This is a genomic window from Pseudomonas saudimassiliensis (assembly GCF_000939975.1).
GTDB lineage: Bacteria > Pseudomonadota > Gammaproteobacteria > Pseudomonadales > Pseudomonadaceae > Halopseudomonas > Halopseudomonas saudimassiliensis.
On record NZ_LK391969.1, the window covers coordinates 1,591,112 to 1,610,372 of the forward strand.

The window sequence follows — 19,261 nt, forward strand, 5'->3', positions numbered from 1 at the left end:
CGCGCTGCCAGCGTGTCGGTGGCCATTGCAGTACTTCTGTATTCCCGTGAGGACGCTACACCATGACCCAGGCCCCTAACCCCGAACGCCGTCGCTTTTTCCGCCAGCTGCTGGGCGCCGACAACACCCAGCCCCACCGTGCGCCCTGGCACCGGGTGCCGGAGGTGGGCGCCGGTGACGGCGACGTGCTCTGGTCCGGCTGGGCTGGGGACGGCGAAGTATTCGTCACCGGCGACGAGGGCATGATCCTGCGCTACCGCGGCGGTGCTGATGAAAGCGACCCGCAGTGGCAGCACATGGAGGTGCCTGGCAAATTACCGCTGCACGGCATCTGGGGGCCGAGCGCCGATAACCTCATCGCCGTGGGCTGGATGGGCAGTGTGCTGCATTTTGACGGCGACAGCTGGCGGCAGGTGCGCGGCGGTCAGGTCGACGACAAGGGCCGTTTCGCCGCCTGTGCGGAAAACACCCCGCTGTTCGCCATCGACGGCAACGCCCAGGGCCAGGCCTGGGCCGTCGGCGATGACGGCATGATTCTCCATTACGACGGTCGCGACTGGCACGTCGAGCCAGCCCCGACCCGCATCAACCTGCGCGCCGTGGCCTGCGCGCCAGACGGCACCGTCTACGCCGCTGGCGGGGAAGGGACCGTATTGCAGCGCCAGCTCGACGGCAACTGGCTCAAGCTGGACTGCCCGCTGGGCTCCGGCTTCCAGGCCATCCTGCTGCTGGAAGACCAGATACTCTTGGCTGGCGGGCGCTATTTCGTTGACCCGGGCGGCTTCCGTGGTGAGCTGGTGCGGTATCAGGATGGTCTGTTCCAGGCACTGAAGTTCGACCAGCCGATGCCCCGGCTGCGCTCACTCAAGGCCTACAAGGATGGCGTACTGATCGTCGGTGACCAGGGCCACCTCTACTACCTGAAGGACTTCAAGCTCGACCGTCTCGAGAGCAACATGCCCCATGACCTCATGGATATCATCACCCTGCCCACCGGCGAAGCGCTGGCAGTCGGCGACTTTGGCACCATCATGACCGCGGCCGCCGATTTCACTGCCGCCCTGGCCCCGCCGCCTGGCGTTGCCCCGCGCAGCGCCTGGACGACCATGGCGTCGCCCACCGACCGGCAGTTGTGGGGCGTGCATGCCGCCGCCGACGGTACCTGTTACGCCTGTGGCGAAGCGGGCACCGTGCTGGTGCTGGAAGGTGATAGCTGGCGCGCCCTGCCGCCGCCCAGCGAGCTGTCCGTGCACTGCCTGTGGGACACCGGTAACGGACTGTTCGCCGCCGGTCAGCTGGGCCGGATCTTCCGCTTCGATGGTCAGGACTGGCAGCTGCACCATGATATGCACCTTGATCTGACCATACTGTCCATGTGGGGCAGTGGCCCCGATGATCTGTATGCCGTGGGCGATGAAGGGCTGATCCTGCACTTCGACGGCCTCGGCTGGAAGCGCATGGCCAGCGGTACCCAGTCGGCACTGTACAGCCTGTGGGGCTGGGGCAAGGACCGCATGCTCGCGGTCGGCGACTTCGGCCTGGTGCTGCGCTACAACGGCAAGAACTGGGCTGAATTCAACGTCGGCACCGAGAACTTCCTCTACAGCGTCTGGGGTCCGAGCCTGGAGGACATCTACACCGTCGGCCTCTCCGGCAGCCTGGCCCATTTCGATGGCCAGCGCTGGCAGCTGCAACCCACTCGCCTGCGTGATGACCTGCTGGCCGTCACCGGCACCAATGCCGACAACGCCTACGCGGTGGGCACCCGTGGTCGCGTACTGCGGCTGCAAGGCGGGCTGTGGATTGCCGAGCCCAGTGGCTGCGATGTCGGGTTGCGGGCGGTCTGCGCGAGCCCCGGCGGTGCGATCTATGCGGTAGGGGATCGCGGCACCATTTTGCGGCGTGAGCAGGCCTGACGCCGCCCTCACGCCCCAGTTACACCCCTTTGAACAACACTTTCCTGAAAGCAAGGAGCTATACACGTGCACGCGCGCAAATTCAGTCTTATCGCAGTGTCCATCGCCTCGATCATCGCCAGCCTGCCCGGCATGGCCGACAGCCAGGCCGCCTCCGCAGGCTTTATCGAAGGCAGCAGCCTCAACCTGCTGAACCGCAACTATCTGTTTGACCGTGATTACAAGCACACGGCAAGCGATGCTGACCTGCGCGATACCCGCGAATGGGTCCATGGCATGCGTGCCACCTTCAGCTCAGGCTATACCCGAGGCACCGTTGGCGTTGGCGTTGACGCCCATGCCGTCGGCGTCATCAAGCTGGACAGCGACCGCAACGGCGGCACGGCCTACACCGGCTTGCTGCCGACCGGCTCTGACGGCAAGGCGCAGGAAAACTACGCCTATGCCGGCGGTAGCCTCAAGGCGCGCATCAGCAAGACCGAGCTGAAGGCCGGCGACCTCATCCCCACCAACCCGGTGTTCGGCATGGGCAGCTCGCGGCTGTTCTTCGGTACGGCCCAGGGTGTCCAGCTGCTGAGCAATGAGATCGAAGGGCTGAACCTGGAAGCCGGGCACTTCACCTCCATCCGCGACGGCAGCATGAACACCAACCGTGACGGTGAGATCACCCTCACCTACGGCGGCGCAGTCGACGCCAGCAGCGCCGACTATCTGGGCGGCAGCTACCAGCTCACTGACCGCTTCAGCGCCATGCTCTATGCCTCCGAACTCGAGGATGTCTGGAACCAGTACTACGGCAAGCTCAACTACGTGCTGCCACTGGCAAGCGACCGCTCGCTGGCGTTCGACTTCAACCTGTACGAGACCCGTGACACGGGCAGGGAACTGGCCGGCCGGATCGACAACACCACCTGGTCGCTATCCGCAGCCTACACTGCCGGCGCCCACAGGTTCATGCTGGCCCACCAGCAGGTGGATGGCGACGAGCCCTTCGACTATATCGGCATGGACAGCGGCAACACCGGCGGCTCCATCTGGGTAGCCAACTCCATCCAGTATTCCGACTTCAACGGCCCCAACGAGAAGTCCTACCAGCTGCGCTATGACATCGACATGGGCTACTACGGCGTACCGGGCCTGAGCTTCATGGCCCGCTACATCACCGGCCGTGGCATTGATGACACGCACTACAACGGCGGGACCAACGGCGTCTACGGCTGGTACAGCGCCAGTACCGGAGGCAAGGACGGCAAGCACTGGGAACGTGACCTGGAAGCCCGCTACATAGTGCAGTCAGGCCCCGCAAAGGACCTGTCGGTCCGCGCCAGCTACGCCGTCCACCGCGACAATGGCTTCAGCAGCGAAGCCAATGAGCTGCGCTTTGTGGTGGAGTACCCGTTGGAGATTTTCTAATGCAAAGTGGGCGCATTCGCGGACAGCGGATCTCCCGTCTCTGATACTTCGCAGCCTTGCCCCGCGGGGGGCGAGGCTTGCGCCTTGCACTCAAGGTCCGGCGGCGGACCGTCCCGTCGCTGCGGCCCATGCCCGCCCTGGCGTATACTCGCTATTCAGCCTTGACCCGATGTTGCCATGTACAGCCTTGCCCAACCCGTCCACCACACCCTGGAAATCCGCAAAAGCCGCTTTATCGCCTGCGTCGAGCCAATAGCCGACCGGGCCAGCGCCCAGCTGCGCGTCGCGGAACTGCGGGCCGACCATCCGGATAGCACGCATGTCTGCTGGGCCCTGCTGGCCGGCGGGCACAGTGCGGCGGTGGACGATGGCGAGCCTTCCGGTACCGCCGGCCGGCCGATGCTGGAAGTGCTGCGGCATCAGCAGCTCGACGGCGTACTGGCCACCGTGGTGCGCTACTACGGCGGCATCAAGCTGGGCGCCGGCGGCCTGGTGCGCGCCTATACCGATGCGATTGCCCAGGCGCTGCTGCAGGCGCAGAAGATCGCCCACGTGCCGACCGTGCAGGTGCACTGCGAATTGCCCTACGCCCATGAAAGCACCGCCCGCTACCTGCTGGCCCAGATCGGCGCCGAGCTGCTGGAGGTCCGGCACGGCACCACTGTACAACTGAGCCTGCGTTTGCCGGCGACCAGTGCAGAGGAGCTGCATGACCAAATGCTGGCGGCGACCCGGGGCGAATGCAGTTGGTCCGTTTTGCCCTAGCTTTCGGGCGCAAGGATGCCTGGTACTCCGTGCTGTCAACGTTGGTGGCTCACCGAAGGGCGCAGCCGTCCCGCCTCTGCTATGGTTCAGCAAACCCATTTCAAGGAATCAGCCATGAAACTACCCAGCATGATCGCCGCCCTGCTTCTTCTCGCCGGATGTACCGGAGTGCCCAAGGATATCGAGCCGGTCACCGGCTTTGACCAGGAGCGATACCTGGGTACCTGGTATGAGATCGCCCGGCTCGATCACTCCTTTGAAGAGGGCTTGAGCCAGGTGAGTGCCGAGTACCAGCTGAATGACGACGGCAGCATCAAGGTGGTCAACCGCGGCTACAAGCAGGCCGAGGGCAAATGGGAGGAAGCCGAGGGCCGGGCCAAGTTCGTTGATGGACCCGACAAGGCCCACCTGAAAGTCTCCTTCTTCGGACCTTTCTACAGCTCCTACGTGGTATTCGACCTGGACGAGGATTATTCCCGGGCCTATATCACCGGCTACAACCGGGATTACCTGTGGTTCCTCTCCCGCACACCGCAGGTCAGCGACGAGGAGCTGGAAGCCTTCAAGGCGCGGGCGACCGCGGAAGGGTTTGACCTGGATGAATTGATAATAGTGGAGCACTCCGAGACGCAATGACGGTCACAGTCATAACCGAGGCCCGATGAGACCCGCTTGTGCTACCTACCGCTATTCGCGATCTGATGCAGCCCCCGCCGGGCCTGGATGTGGACTTCAGCGCCCCGCGCGGCGCTGAAGCCCTGGTACCTGCCGACGGTATTTCCTGGCGGATCTTCGCCAACCCGCTCGCCCTCTTCATCGGCGGCGTCGGTGCCGTCCTGTTGGAACTGGCCGAACCTGCGGTGCGCTCCGGTGTGTGGGATCACAGCAACTTCCGCAAGGATCCCGTCACCCGATTGCGTCGCACCGGCTTTGCCGCGCTGGTGACCGTCTATGCACCCCGCGCCGAGGCGCAGCGCATGATCGGTCGTGTGGTGCGGATGCATGACCGGGTCACCGGCACCACGCCCGATGGCACTCCCTATCATGCCAACGACCCGCAGCTGCTGCGTTGGGTGCACGCCACTGCGCTATGGGGCTTTGCCGAGGCCTATAGCCGCTATGTCACACCCCTGTCGGCAGCCGACCGGTCCCGCGCCTTCATCGAGGGTCAGGAAGCGGCCCATCTGTATGGCGCGACCGAGCCCCCGGCGGATTGGGCGGCCTGGGAACGCCTGCTGCACGAGACCGCGCCTACGCTGGAAGACTCGCCCACCCTGGGCGAACTTCTCGACCTGATGGATAACGCGCCGCTGCTGCCGGCCTGGCTGCGCCCGCTACAACGGATGCTGGTGCGCGCTGCGGTGGAGATGACGCCAGCGCCGGTACGGGACTTCCCCTCCCTGCAGTCGCGGCGCCTGCGCCCAGGCGAAGCCGGCCTGATTCGCCTGCTCGGTCGCACTGCCAGTATCCTCCCCCTGCCCCAGCTGCCACCGGCCCAGGCCAGTCGGCGGATGAAGCCTTGAGCTAGAGCCTTTCACGCTGCAACCATAGGCTAGTAGCCAACCGCCGCTGCGCTCTGTTAGTTTGCAGGGCTTTTTCTTGAAGGGCTTGCGCCTTGAGGAAGGGCAAGGGTCCGTGAGACCCCTGCACACTAATAACGAGGAACGTGATAAATGCTGCTTTTCTTTGCCAGCTTGGCGATATTGATACTCGGCTACAAGTTCTACAGCCCCTTTGTTGAAAAACAGGCCGGCATAGATCCTGGTGCCATAACTCCCCAGCAGCGCCTGAATGATGGCGTGGACTACGTGGCGATCAGCCCGGCCAGGGCCTTTCTGATCCAGTTCCTCAACATTGCCGGCATCGGCCCCATCTTCGGCCCCATCCTGGGTGCCCTCTATGGTCCGATCGCCCTGGTCTGGATCGTCATTGGTAACGTGGTCGGCGGCGCGGTGCATGACTATTTCTCGGGCGTCATGAGCCTGAAGGAAGACGGCAAGAGCTTGCCGGAGATCGCCGGGCACTATTACAACGTGGTGTTCAAGGGCGTCATGCTGATCTTCACCTGCATGCTGCTGTTCTTCGTCGGCGTGGTTTTCATCATGAGCCCGGCCGGGCTGCTGAGTAACCTGTCTTACTTCGAAGGGACGCTGCTGGGGGGCAATACGTTCTGGGTGCTGGTGATTCTCGCCTATTACTTCTTCGCCACCCTGCTGCCCATCGACAAGATCATTACCAGGCTGTATCCGCTGTTCGGCCTGCTGATGATCGTGATGACCAGCCTGGTCGCTATCGCCGTCATCCTGGAAGCACCTCACCTGCCCCAGTTCGGGGATATCTTCGCCTTCTTCGATGGGCATCATGAGCATGACTTCCTCGCCCCCAACCCCGATGGTCTGCCCGTCTGGCCGCTGTTGTTCCTGACCATCACCTGTGGCGCGATCAGTGGCTTCCATTCCACCCAGTCACCGATGATCGCCCGCTGCCTGACCAATGAAAAGTATGCTCGCCCGGTGTTCTACGGCGCGATGATGTGCGAAGGCATTGTCGCCTGCGTTTGGGCCACCGCCGGCATTGCCACCTTCCCTGGTGGCTATGTGGAGCTGAAGGCGATGCTTGACCAGGGTGGGCCGGGGCTGGTGGTCAACCATATTGCCACGGGCTATCTCGGCGTCTTCGGCGGAGTCATGGCCATTCTGGCGGTCGCCATCTTCCCGATCACCTCCGGGGATACGGCATTCCGCTCGCTGCGCCTGACCATCACCGATGCCTTCAACATCAAGCAATCGGCCATGCGCCGGCTGGCGTTGGCCGCTCCCCTGCTGGGCGTGGCCTACCTGATGACCTTCCTGGACTTCTCGCTGATCTGGCGTTACTTCGCCTTCTCCAACATGCTGCTGTCGACCAGCATCCTGTGGCTGGCCACCAAGTACCTGCTGGACCGGGGCACCTTCCACTGGATCGCCAGCATTCCCGCGGTCATCGGTACGGCCATCACGGTGTCCTATATCGCCACCGCCGGCATCGGTCTCAACCTGCCGATGGAGTACAGCAAGCTGATCGGCATCGTGGTGGGTGTGATCTGTTTCATCGGGTTGGTGGTTGCCCATAACAAGCATGCCCCGCATGTCGCGGTGGACGCTGGCGCGCCGTAATACCGCCGTGGCAATCGGCAAAACGCGCTAGGCAAACACCTGACTCCGGTCAGGTGTTTGCCTTCAACCCGTCCACTCGAGCGATAGCGGACGGGCGGCGTACTACCTTGGTCGCAGGCGGCTACGGACATCCCATACTCACATCCCTTCTAGACTGCGGTAATGCAGGCTTTCTTGCCCATCAGCGAGGAAAATCGAGCCGCTTTACCTGCCACATTGCTGTTTGACGCAAGGTTCATTCTTCGTTAGATTTGTTCGCAGCAAAAACCATTGTTCGCTATGCGAACATTGCCATTCTAAGGTAGTCACTGCCGTCTACCGATATCTGGTTCCAGAAGTGCGCTCCCAGACAGCTCTCGCGATACATTCCGGAGAGAGCCGTTTGCGCATAGTCCGGCCCAATCCAGCTCAGAAAGGTATAGAAAAATGAAAAAATTACTTCGTATGACACTGGCGACCGCGCTGAGCGGCGCACTGGCCCTGCCGCTGATGTCTGCCAGCGTCCACGCCAAGGACGAATGGCCGACCGATACCGTCCGTATGGTCGTACCCTATGCCGCTGGCGGCACCACCGACGTGCTGTCCCGCCGTGTGGCTGAGCTGCTGCAGCGGGAGCTGGGCAACGTGGTGGTGGAAAACCGCCCGGGTGCCGGCTCCACCACGGGCACCGGACGCCTGGCGCGCGGCGGGCGTGATGCTGATCACACCCTGCTGATGGCCTCCCCGGGACACACCATTGGTGCCGCTATCTACCCGGGTCTGCGTTACGACCCCACCGAAGATTTCACCTTCATCCAGAACATCATCGATATCCCCAACGTCATGGTCGTTCCGGCCAGCAGCCCGTACCAGACGGTACAGGAATTCGTTGAGGCCGCGCGCACCGAGGGCAAGACGTTCAGCTCCAGCGGCGTGGGCAGCTCCATCCACATGTCCGGCGAGCTGTTCAAGACCCTGACTGAAACCAAGATGACCCACGTTCCGTTCCGCGGCAGCGGTGAGGCCCTGCCGGCCCTGTTGAGTGGCGACGTCGATGTGTCCTTCGAAAACATGCCGACGGTGCTGTCGCACATCAAGTCCGGCAGCCTGCGGGCCCTGGCGGTTACCTCGCAGACGCGCTCCGAGTACCTGCCGGATGTCCCCACACTGGATGAAATCGGCGACTACAACCTGGAAGGCTTCAACGCGACTGCCTGGTTTGGTTTGATTGCCCACAAGTCGTTCCCCGACGTCGCGGTCGAGAAGGTGCATGCCGCGCTGGACAAAATCATGCAGGAAGAAGACTTCCTCAACTTTATCGCCCAACTGGGTGCAGCGCCCGGTGAGCAGGCTGATGAAGAGTTCAAGGCCTTTGTCGCTGACGAAGTACAGCGCTGGAAGCAGGTCGCGGCCCAGGCCGGCCTGAAAAACTAAAAACCCATGGCCCATCTGCAGCCCGGCATGCCGCGCTGCAGATGGGTTGTATCAGTTGGATTCTTCGAGGTCGGGTGCCATGAAAGAAGAGCGTGAAGGAAAGGCGGCTGTCCGGCCAGCTAATATCGGTAACGTCATCATCGGCTTGGTGATCTTTGTCTGTTCGTTGTTTTTTGTTTTCTACCTAGTACCCAATCACATCCAGGAACCCCCCTTTCTGCAGAACCCCATGATGTCGCCCAAGTTTCTACCGAACATCGTTGGGTGGCTGACCCTGGTCTTTTCCCTGTTGCTGGCATTCGACGGCATTTTCGGCAAGGCGAGCACAGAACAGGCGAGCCAGGAAGCCAATGCCCCGGTATTGCGGTGGGGCGCCATGCTGCTGGCGCTGGCTATCTATCTGCTCTGCTTTGAAGCCCTCGGCGCCATCATAGCCGGCATCCTGGCGACGCTTATCCTGTTCGTCGCCCACCCCGTCAGGACCTGGTGGCTGTATTCACTGGCCGTTGTGCTTCCCGTGGTTGTCGCGTTCATCTTCATCAAGGTCATGAACGTGCCACTGCCGTTACTTTTTCTTTGACAGCAGATAACCAATTGCTGATCTGCTGGGGGTCCTATGGAAAATATCTCTGAAATACTCGCTATCTTTTTCAGTCTCGATAACTTCATCGCCATTGGCGTTGGGGTATTTCTCGGTGTCGTCATCGGCGCGATACCGGGGCTGACGGCCACCATGGCCGTGGCGCTGGCGTTGCCCTTTACCTTCTCGATGGAGCCGATCACCGCGATCCTGCTGCTCGTCGGCATCTACAAGGGCGGCATGTATGGCGGCTCGATCACCGCGATCCTGATCCGCACCCCAGGCTCGCCCGCCTCCGCCTGCACGCTGCTGGATGGCTACCCGCTGGCCCAGCAGGGCCATGCCAAGAAGGCGCTCGAGACAGCACTGTATTCCTCGGTCATTGCCGACTTCATCTCGAACATCGCGCTGATCTTCTTTGCCGCCTATCTGGCCAAGATCGCGCTCAACTTCGGGCCCCCGGAGTTCTTCTGGCTGATCTGTTTCTCGCTGACCGTCATCATCTCCGTGGCGGGCGACTCCGTGATCAAGGGCCTGATTGCCGCCTGCCTGGGCATCCTGCTGTCGACCGTCAGCCTGGACATGGTCTACGGCACCCAGCGCCTGACATTCGAAAACTACAACCTCATGGATGGCATCCCCTTCATCCCGCTGCTGATCGGGCTGTTTGCCATTCCGGAAATCATGGAGTTCTACTTCAAGAAAGCCCAGCCCCATATCAAGATCAAGGCCGAAGGGATCGGCCTCAGCTTTGCCGAACTCAAGCGCTGCCTGAAGAGCATCGTTCGCGGCAGCCTGATCGGTGTGGTGATTGGCGCCATTCCCGGCACTGGCGCCACCGCCGCCTCGTTCATCTCCTATGGGGAAGCGCGCCGCCGTTCGCCGCACAAGGACAACTTTGGCAAGGGTGAAGTGGAAGGCGTGGCAGCCGCCGAAGCCGGCAACAACGGTGTGGCCGGCGCGACACTGATCCCCCTGCTGTCCCTGGGGATTCCCGGCGACGTGATTACCGCCATCATCCTGGGCGCGTTCATGGTCCACGGCCTGAGCCCGGGACCGGTGATGTTCCAGGAAAACATGACGCTGATCTATGCGCTGTTCATCGGCATCATGCTTAGCTCGGTGTTCCTGTTCGGGATCGGCCGCGCGGCCATCAAGTACTTCTCCCTGATTGCCGATATTCCCAAGGCGATCCTCTTCCCGATCGTGCTGATGTTCTGCGTCTACGGGGCCTACGCGGTCAATAACGACACCTTCGATATCGGCCTGATGCTGGTGTTCGGCGTGCTGGGGTATATCTTCAACCGGGTGGGTCTGGCCGCAGCGCCCTTCCTGATCGGCTTCATTCTCGGGCCGATGTTCGAAGACAACCTGCGGCGCTCGCTGTTGATCGGCTCCAACGACCTGTCCATCTTTATCCGCGGCCCGATCACCTGGTTCTTTATCGCCCTGACCGCAGGCTCGTTCATCTTCGCCCTGCGCCGCTACATCATCTCGCGGCGCCAGGCGGCCTGACGGGGGCTGGCCATGAACATGCAGGCAGTCGAGATCACCACGCCGGGCGGGCCGGAGGTACTGCGCCTGACCCGGCGCCCGGTACCGGTGCCGGGTGACGGGGAGGTGCTGATTCGGGTGGCGGCCTTCGGCCTCAACCGCCCGGATATTGCCCAGCGCCAGGGCAAATACCCGGTGCCCGCCGGGGTCACTGATATCCCCGGTCTGGAGGTTTCGGGCGAAATCATCGGCGGCGACCTCACCCATCCCGCGAACTACCTGGGGCTGTCCCAGGGCGATAGGGTGTGCGCCCTGGTGCAGGGTGGCGGTTATGCGGAGTATTGCGTCGCGCCCATCGCCCAGTGCCTGCCCTACCCGGCAGGCTTCGACCATGTGCTGGCCGCGGCGCTGCCGGAAACCTTCTATACCGTCTGGAGCAACGTGTTCGAGCGTGGCGCCCTGGGCCGCGGCCCCAAGGGTCAGCAGGAAACCCTGCTGGTCCATGGTGGCAGCAGTGGCATCGGCACCGTGGCCATCCAGCTGGCCGTCCAGCGCGGCCACCGGGTATTCGCCACGGCCGGCTCGGCGGAGAAATGCGCGTTCTGCGAGTCCCTCGGCGCGGCCAGGGCGATCAACTATCGGGAAGAGGATTTCGCCGCGGTTATCGCCTCACTGACCGATGGCCAGGGCGTGGATGTCATCCTCGACATGGTCGGCGGGGATTACCTGCCCAGGGAGCTTGCCTGCGTCGCGGACGATGGCCGTATCGTCATCATCGCCCTGCAGCAAGGCGCACAGGCCACCATCCCGCTGAGCGATATACTGCGCCGCCGCGTAACCATCACCGGGTCCACCCTGCGGCCCCGCTCGGTGGCGTTCAAGGGTGAGCTGGCTCGTGAACTGTACACCCACGTCTGGCCCCTGCTGGCGCAAGGGGTGATCAAGCCGGTGATCGAGACGGTGTTGCCCGCCAGTGAGATAGTGGCGGCGCATCGATTGATGGACGCCGGCGCGCACAAGGGCAAGATCCTGCTGAGCTGGGATAGCTGACACCCACGCCCTGCTCCGCTTACAGTTTCCCGCCAAACTCCTGCAGGGTTTTCATCACGCTCTGGTAGCCACCGGTGGCGGTGTACCAGGCGGCCGGGTCGAGGTAGTACACCTTGCCCTGCTGCCACGCCTGGGTAGCCGCAATGGCAGCATCCTGGCCCAGGGTTTCGGCGGCCTGGCCTTCACCACCCGTGGCCGCGCCGCGGTCCAGCACCACCAACCAGTCCGGCTGCTGCGCCAGCGCCTGGTCCAGGCGGGTACGCTGGGCTTGCTGCAATTTCAACGCCTGCGCAGAACCGGCTTCCGGGCGGGCCTGGCCGCGCGGCGCGGCTTCGCCCGCCTCGGCGGTGGACTGGGTACCCAGCAGCTCGTAGAGCATACCGAAGCGCTCACCCGGCGCATGGGTCATGACCCGGCCATTGATGGTGAACAGCGTTACCGAACTCAGGCCGCGGGTCTTTTGCTGGACGTCATGCAGGGCCTGTTGCAGCTCGGCCTCCAGCTGCTGCGCCTCCTGCTGTTTCTCGAAAATGGTCCCCAGTTGCTGCAGATTGGCCCGCATGCCGTCGACAAAGGCGTCGGGGCTGAGGGTCAGATCCAGGGTAGGCGCCACCTCAGCCAGCTGGGCATAGGCAGCCCGCGAGCGGCCGGCGATGATGATCAGATCGGGTTGCAGCGCCTTCAACGCCGCGTAATCCGGTTCGAACAGGGTACCGACCCTGGCGTACCTGTCGTCCTGGAACGCCTGCAGGTGAGCGGGCCCGACCTGGGCAGGGACACCCGCGACCTCGACCCCCAGTGCAGCCAGGGTATCCAGCATGGCCAGGTCAAATACCGCCACGCGCGTCGGCACCTGCTCCAGGGGCACGCTGCCCTGGGGCTGCTCAATGGTCAGCGGATAGGCAGCGTGGGCCGCGGAGAAGGTCATCAATACACTCAGCGCCAGCGACAACGGCAATGCAGCAAAAGCGAGAAAACGCATGGGTAACTCCAGGGGTCGGGTTAGTTGGGTGAGAGTAGGCTGGGCGCAGGCGCCGTGTCGGCGAAGCGGGCGAATTCATGGCGTGGTTACCGCCGTTGCGCAAGCCGGTACCAGCTGTATGGCGAGCCGCTGGCGGTCGATCCACTGGTTCAGCTTGTCGATCTGCCCGGCGTTGGCTGCACTGCCTTCCCGCAGCGGATGCACATGGCCACCCCAGATCAGCATCTGCAGCGCCTGCGAGAGCATGCCCAGCTGGCCGGTGAAGGCTGGCAACCGCCGCAGCTCGCCAAAGCTGGCCGGGTCCTTCGCCAGTGCGGCAAGCAGCGGCGTGAAGATCTGTGCCGGGCCCTGAATGTCGCCGATGGGCGTGGCAAAGGGCACCGGGCCGGCAGCGGGCGCATCGGGTAACCGCTGGAAGCGGACGGCGTCCATGCCTGCCAGTTGCTCCGCCGGGGATAGCCGCACCGGGTCGCGTTGGAACAGGTCCCGGCGCTGATGTTGATGCCGGGCGAGGTCCTTGAAGGTTTCGCGCACCGCCGGCGAGCTCTGCCGGGCCAGCAAGGGCTGTAGATTACCGGGAATGGACATTGCCTCCAGGTTCTCGAACGGGTCGGCACTGCCCAGCTGCACAGCGCCGGCCTGGCCGAGCAGACGGTGCATGTCCACCGAGTGCTGCGGGCGCCAGTGTTCGGCCAGCAGGTCGTGGGCCAGGTAGGCCAGGTTCTGCTGCTGCAGGGTCTGCAGACCGGCCCGCAGCCTGGGCTGGTCGTGGAAGGCACCGGCGGCGTCCATCTGGCTGAGCAGCTCGAGTCCGGCCTGCAGTTGCTGCTCGGAGGAACCGGGCAGCTCCCGGGCGGCTTCGATCAGCAGCTTCTGCAGTGGCAGCATCTGGGTCGCGCCGGGATGACACATGTAATGCAGGTAGCACAGCCCGCGGGGCTTGAGGGATTGGTGCACCAGCTGCAGGATCGCCTGCTGCTGCGCAGCGGAAATCCAGGACCAGACGCCATGGCTGACGATGAAGTCGAAATGGAGGCTGTTGTCCCGGGCGAAGCTGCGGAAATCCGCCTGCATAAAGCGGATATTGGCCAGCCCCATGAACGCCGCCGCGTCCCGCGCCACCGCCAGATGCCGTCCGTTGAAGTCGACGCCGACAAATTGCCCCTGGGGATCGGTGGCCGCCGCTACCAGTAGGTTGATACCGACCCCGCACCCCAGCTCGCAGTAGGAATAGGGACGGTTCAGATCCGGTGGTGCCGAGCCGAGAAAGCGCGTCAGTGTAGCCAACCAGAGCGGCTGGATCTCACGGTGGAAGTGGGCCGGATAGGACACGTCCTGTACATAGCCCGCTGAGTTGCTCATGTAAGCGTCCTCGCCGCTGACGCCACAGCCTCGGGCGGCAGGTGCCGACGGAGGCTGTGGTTTGCTGCCTGACTCAGAAGCTCTTGGTCAGACCCACGATGAAACGTCTGCCGTCCAGGTTATAGGCATAATCACCGTCGGTGGTGACCTCCTTGTTGGCGAGGTTATAAATGCCCGCCTTGAAGCTCCAGCTATCCTCTGGCCGGTACACCAGGCCCGCGTCGATAAAGGTGTAGGACGGATACTTGATGCCGTTGGTGCTGGAGCCACTGGTGCCGGTCTGCCAGCGGCCCGAGGTCTCGCCCCGGTAGTTGACCTGGGTCCACAGGTTCAGCCGCGAGGTCACGCCCCAATCCAGCGATGCGTTGAACATGTGCCGGGCAACATCGTTCAGCGGCTCACCCTTGTACTCGCCCGACTTCTGCTCGGTATCGGTAAAGGTGTAGCTGTGACGATAGGTCAGGTTATCCAGGATGTCATAGTCCAGGGTGAACTCGATGCCACGCAGCTCCGCCTTGTCGACGTTCTCGTAGGAGGTATAGCCGTACTGGTGCGCCGGATATTCCTGACCGTTGTAGACACAGCTGGGCGCATCCGCAGGGACGCCGTCCGGATAGTTCGGGCAGACGCGACCGGTACGGTTGATCTTGTCCTCATAGTCGATGACATAGGCGGTCACCGAGCCGGCCAGCCCAAGGTCAAAATTCTCGTAATGCAGGCCGATCTCGCGGTTGAGACTGGTTTCCGGTACCAGTTCGGGGTTGCCGATGATCACCCCGCCCATGGAGGTGGAGCCGAAGTCGGTGGCGGCCGAGCGCAGTTCCGGTGCCTTGTAGCCGGTGGTCACCCCACCCTTGAGGGTGAAGTTGTCGTTCATGTGCCATACGGCATAGACCTTGGGGCTGAACTCACCGCCGAACACCTGGTTGTCGTCGTAACGGCCACTCAGGGTCAGGATCAGGTCGTCGGTCAGGCTCCAGTTGTCCTCCAGGAAGATGGAGTTCTGGTAGCGGTCCATTTCCACCACCATATTGGGATCGGCCACCGGCTCGCGCAAACCGTTGCTGCCATGTTCCAGGTTTTCATACTTGTGGGTCAGACCACCGGTCAGGGTATGCGCACCGAGGAACCAGCTGGCCTGGGTGTTGGCGGTGATGACCTCGAACTCGATACCTTTGCCGGTCTCGGCGTTGAGGGTGCTGCGGTTTTCCGAGTGATCGTAGTTGATATAGGAGTTGGTGAAGACGCTCCCAAATTCGCCATCGTGGGTGATGAAGTAGTTCTTCTTCACCGAGTCGGCATAGGTGGCCTCAGCGTCCTCGGCCAGGCTGCGGCCCGGTTGCTTCCAGCGCTCCTGCTGGGTATAGCTATGACCCACGGTAAACGCGTTCTGGTCATTGAGATTCCAGGACAGCTTGCCGCCGGCATTCTCCCGCCGGTATTGCGGGTCGGTCGCGGCGCTATCGCTCTCCCCCACGAAGTTGCTTTCGTCCTGCTTGTAGTAGGCGCCGGTGAGCTGCAGGCCGAGCACGTCCTTGATCAGCGGCATGTTCACTACCGCACTGGTCTGGTGGCCGCGCTCGTTGATCTTGTTACCGCTGCCAGGCGTTGAGTATTCGGCAGTGATGCTGCCGCTGAACTTATCGCTCACCTTCTTGGTGATGATGTTGATCACCCCGCCCATGGCGTCGGAGCCGTACAGCGCCGAGGCCGGACCGCGGATGACCTCGATCCGCTCGATGGCTTCGATCGGCGGCAGGAAGTTGATCGGCGTGCCCGCCTGGGAACCGCGCTCGCTGAAGGCGTCGTTGCCCTGGGCCGGGCGCCCATCGATCAGGAACAGGGTGTAGGCAGAAGTCATGCCACGCATCATGATCGACTGCTCGACGCCGCCCCCGGCAATCTGCACACCCGCGACATGTTTGAGGGCATCGGTGATATCGGTGTAGGACTTTTTCTGCAGCTCTTCAGCAGAAATGACCGTGATGGCCGCGGGCGCGTCACGCAGGTTCTGCTCGAAGCCGGACGCCGTCACCACCGTCTGCCCTAGATTCAACGCGTCCTGCGCCACGGCCGAGCACGCAACGGAAGTCAGGGCAACGGCCAACAGGGATTTGCGGAAGTGGGGCTGTGAACTTGCAGCGAACGAACGCATACGGCGTGACATGCTGGTATCTCCAATACGCACAATGATGACGGAGCCACGGCGCTCGGATCGGGCGCCCGCAGCTGACTGTTTTTGGCTTTATTAGGCCGCGTCCTGCTCCGGGACGCGGTGGATTCGAGACGCAGCGAGCTGAAAAAGCCGCACGCTATCCCGGAAAGTTGCGCAAATGATATACATTACTATTTGAGAGTAAACGCAATTTACAATCTATACACTTTCTGCAGGCGGCCCGTCGGGAGCGTCGGTAACCAGCATGTAACCCTGGCCCCAGACGGTGTCCAGGCGACCGGCGCGGTAACCGATCGCCTGTAATTTACGGCGCAGATGACTGACATGCATGTCCAGGCTGCGGTCATGCCGGGCGTAGCCGCGGCGCAACGCCTGCTGATAAAGGTCCGGCTTGCTCAACACCTGGTTGGCCTGTTGGTGCAGGAGGGTCAGCACGCGATATTCGCTGAGGGTCAGGCCCGCCGCGCTGCCGTCCAGCAGCACGTCGCTGGCGAGGTCATCGAATACCAGCTCACCGGCAGGTTGCTGCGGCGCCATGGCCTGCCGTTCGAAAGCAACCCGCCGCAGTATCGCGGCGACTCTCACACAGAGCTCGGTGATGGTGAAGGGCTTGGGCAGGTAGTCATCGGCCCCCAGCCGGAAACCGGCGATGCGGTGCTGTTCATCACCCAACCCCGACATCAGCACCACCGGCACCCGACTCCGCTGGCGCAGCTGCTGCAGCCGGTCCAGACCATCCGGCCCGAGGAGGGTCAGCAGGATCAGATCGAAGTTATCGACTTCCGCCAGCGCCAGGCCATCGGCAGCGCCCCGCAGGGTGACGCGATGCCCCTGCTGTTGCAGCCCGGACTGCAGTTGGGTGGCCCACAAGGGATCTTCTTCTACAGCGAGAATGCGGGCGGCAAAAATGTCGGTCGTGGGCATTGGGCGCTCAACGAGAAACTTAATGAGAACCATTCTATACGAAATTTTCTGAAACAATCACGGCTTTGCGGGTCAGTGTCTTGGTGAATGTCTCGGGTTGAGAGGATGTCGATGAGGAAGCGTAACCTGGTTACCGGCGGCCTGGCCGCGGTGCTATCCCTGTTGTCATTGTGCGTCTATGCCGACACACCGCTGCGGATTACCCAGTTGCAGCGGTGCGGCAATGTGCTTGATTCGCAGCAGCCGACCTACTGCGTGCAGGTGTCGGGGCTGCAGTCCGGCCCCGCCCAGCTTCGGTTCAATGGCGCGCCGGTGCCCACGGACCGCATTGAGTACCGGCAGGATCACCTGCGGGTGCGTCTCGACGCCGCCGCCAGTCGCAGCGGCCCGCTGCTGGTCGAACAGGGGAATCAGCTCAGCAATCCGGTGTGGCTGAGCCTGGGCTCCAGCCATGTGCTCGCCGCCGACGAGGGCGCCGTGGCCAAGAACCGGGAAGGGCTGACCACCTATCTTGACCTGGTCAGCGTCATCATCGAGGAGCGGTACGACGGCGCCAAGGAAGCCCGACGCCTGGCCGAGCGCTACGAGGCTGAAGTGGTGGGTGCCATTCCGCCGCTCAATCTCTACCAGTTGCGCCTGCCGGTAAAGAACCTCGAACAGCGCGATGCCGCGGTTCTGCGGATCGGCAATGAGCTGAGTGTCGATGCCGTGGTGATCGAGGAGTCCGGGGCCGAACAGACGCTGGAAGGGGACGCTGCCGAACAGCCGGTCGACCCGCCGAAGGACCCACGCGAGGAATGGAAGTCCAATCGCTTCCTCGACGCGGTGCATTTCTACCAGCAGCGCCTGGCGAACGGGTCCGACCCGGTGCCGACCCACCCCGTGCGTATTGGGGTGATCGAACGCGCCGTGGATTTCGACGCGCCGGACTTCAATGACTACCTCGGCGACTGCCGGGCCGATGCCAAGCGCACCTGCGTCTATGCGCGGGACGCCGAGGCGGCCGATGGGCATGGCACCACAGTCGCCGGCGTACTCGCCGCCAGTTGGGATAACGGCGGCAGCAACGGCTTCCTGCGTGGACTGGACCTGGTCGGCCCGGGCTTCGATGTCATCGTCGACCGGGGGTCGGACGCGGGTATCACCGCCAATATCGCCGCCTCGGTCAACCTGGTCGAGGATGGCGCGCGAATATTGAACTGGAGCTGGGGTATCCACCGTATCGGCACCCGCGATATCCATGGCGACCCGGTGGATTCGCTGCTGCGCTCCGGTATCGCCATGGCCGGTTACGAGGAACTGCTGGAAGAATTCTTCCTGTGGCTGCGCCGGGAACATCCCGATGTGGTGGTGGTGAATTCCGCCGGCAACGGCGCCGCCTTCTCCAGCCAGGACGACTACCGGCTGCCCTCCTCCTTCGTCACCGACCAGCTGTTCGTGATTGGTGGCCACCAGCGCAGCACCAAGGACGTGGAGCTGGAGGATCCCGACTATGCTACCCGACGCCACACCTCCAACACCGACATGCGCGTCGACATCACCGCCGCCGCCTGCACCGCCGGGTCCGCACCCATCGTCGACCAGGACGGGCCGGTACGCTGCGGCACCTCCTACGCGACCCCACTGGTCACCGGCGTGCTCGCCGCCATGCTGTCGATCAACCCCGAGCTGCAGCCTGATCAGTTGCGCATGCTGCTGCGCCGCAGCGCCCTGACCATCGGCCGGGAGAGTGATTTCGAACCCATGGAAGCCGACGACCTGACCGCGCCGATTCTTCCGTCGGAGCGCAGCAACGACCTGAACGATCCGGATATCGGCCATTCGGCCCGATTGGATATGTACCGGGCGCTGGAGCTGGCCATGGAAAGCCTCGATGCCAGCCGCTGATCGGGCGGCTGGCCGGGCGAGTGATTTTTTCTTCAGGAAAAACGCGCCGCCGCCGATAGCGGTAGAATACCCCCACGATCAGTGGGATCATCTGCCCTGACAGCGGCCAGGAAGGCTCATATACTCTTTCGAGTTCCCTAGGAT

General features: G+C 63.0%; 15 protein-coding genes. 11 read left to right on the top strand and 4 right to left on the bottom strand.

The annotated features are described in order from the left end of the window. Positions 1-62 precede the first annotated feature (62 nt). The 10 genes from VG99_RS07345 to VG99_RS07390 all read left to right on the top strand — a co-directional run bounded on the left by VG99_RS07345 (position 63) and on the right by VG99_RS07390 (position 11,786). Positions 63-1,916, top strand: a complete 1,854-nt coding sequence (locus VG99_RS07345) for a WD40/YVTN/BNR-like repeat-containing protein (RefSeq protein ID WP_044499108.1) — start codon at positions 63-65, stop codon at positions 1,914-1,916. Between the two features lie 66 nt (positions 1,917-1,982). Then, a complete protein-coding gene (locus VG99_RS07350; protein ID WP_044499110.1) occupies positions 1,983-3,329 on the top strand; it encodes an OprD family porin in 1,347 nt (448 codons plus the stop codon). A gap of 177 nt (positions 3,330-3,506) precedes the next feature. Next, positions 3,507-4,094: an IMPACT family protein gene (locus tag VG99_RS07355; RefSeq protein ID WP_044499112.1), complete on the top strand. Its 588-nt coding sequence runs from the start codon at positions 3,507-3,509 to the stop codon at positions 4,092-4,094. 114 nt (positions 4,095-4,208) lie between these two features. After that, positions 4,209-4,730 (top strand): lipocalin family protein, encoded by a 522-nt coding sequence (locus VG99_RS07360; protein WP_044499114.1) that lies wholly within the window; start codon positions 4,209-4,211, stop codon positions 4,728-4,730. Positions 4,731-4,768: 38 nt separating this feature from the next. Beyond that, positions 4,769-5,617: an oxygenase MpaB family protein gene (locus VG99_RS07365; protein WP_204216698.1), complete on the top strand. Its 849-nt coding sequence runs from the start codon at positions 4,769-4,771 to the stop codon at positions 5,615-5,617. A 150-nt stretch (positions 5,618-5,767) separates the two neighbouring features. Beyond that, complete coding sequence (locus tag VG99_RS07370) at positions 5,768-7,249, top strand: carbon starvation CstA family protein (protein WP_044499116.1); 1,482 nt, start codon at positions 5,768-5,770, stop codon at positions 7,247-7,249. A gap of 426 nt (positions 7,250-7,675) precedes the next feature. After that, complete coding sequence (locus tag VG99_RS07375) at positions 7,676-8,662, top strand: Bug family tripartite tricarboxylate transporter substrate binding protein (RefSeq protein WP_044499118.1); 987 nt, start codon at positions 7,676-7,678, stop codon at positions 8,660-8,662. A 79-nt stretch (positions 8,663-8,741) separates the two neighbouring features. Continuing rightward, entirely contained in the window at positions 8,742-9,242 is a 501-nt protein-coding gene (locus tag VG99_RS07380) for a tripartite tricarboxylate transporter TctB family protein (RefSeq protein ID WP_044499120.1), read from the top strand. Positions 9,243-9,278: 36 nt separating this feature from the next. Then, entirely contained in the window at positions 9,279-10,757 is a 1,479-nt protein-coding gene (locus tag VG99_RS07385; protein ID WP_044499122.1) for a tripartite tricarboxylate transporter permease, read from the top strand. Positions 10,758-10,769: 12 nt separating this feature from the next. Then, a complete protein-coding gene (locus VG99_RS07390) occupies positions 10,770-11,786 on the top strand; it encodes an NAD(P)H-quinone oxidoreductase (protein ID WP_204216699.1) in 1,017 nt (338 codons plus the stop codon). A 19-nt stretch (positions 11,787-11,805) separates the two neighbouring features. Here the strand turns inward: VG99_RS07390 and VG99_RS07395 are convergent, their stop codons facing one another. The 4 genes from VG99_RS07395 to VG99_RS07410 all read right to left on the bottom strand — a co-directional run bounded on the left by VG99_RS07395 (position 11,806) and on the right by VG99_RS07410 (position 17,230). Beyond that, positions 11,806-12,768, bottom strand: a complete 963-nt coding sequence (locus tag VG99_RS07395; protein ID WP_052508732.1) for a siderophore ABC transporter substrate-binding protein — start codon at positions 12,766-12,768, stop codon at positions 11,806-11,808. A gap of 75 nt (positions 12,769-12,843) precedes the next feature. Beyond that, positions 12,844-14,130 carry a class I SAM-dependent methyltransferase gene (locus VG99_RS07400; protein WP_052508733.1) on the bottom strand — a complete coding sequence of 429 codons (1,287 nt, stop codon included), beginning with the start codon at positions 14,128-14,130 and terminating at the stop codon, positions 12,844-12,846. Positions 14,131-14,203: 73 nt separating this feature from the next. Then, on the bottom strand, positions 14,204-16,297 hold the full coding sequence (locus tag VG99_RS07405) for a TonB-dependent receptor domain-containing protein (RefSeq protein WP_044499123.1): 2,094 nt from the start codon (positions 16,295-16,297) through the stop codon (positions 14,204-14,206). A gap of 207 nt (positions 16,298-16,504) precedes the next feature. Next, positions 16,505-17,230 carry a response regulator transcription factor gene (locus VG99_RS07410; RefSeq protein ID WP_044499125.1) on the bottom strand — a complete coding sequence of 242 codons (726 nt, stop codon included), beginning with the start codon at positions 17,228-17,230 and terminating at the stop codon, positions 16,505-16,507. 111 nt (positions 17,231-17,341) lie between these two features. On the opposite strand from VG99_RS07410, the gene VG99_RS07415 reads away from it, so the two are divergent. Then, positions 17,342-19,117 (top strand): S8/S53 family peptidase, encoded by a 1,776-nt coding sequence (locus tag VG99_RS07415; protein ID WP_044499127.1) that lies wholly within the window; start codon positions 17,342-17,344, stop codon positions 19,115-19,117. Positions 19,118-19,261: the final 144 nt, after the last annotated feature.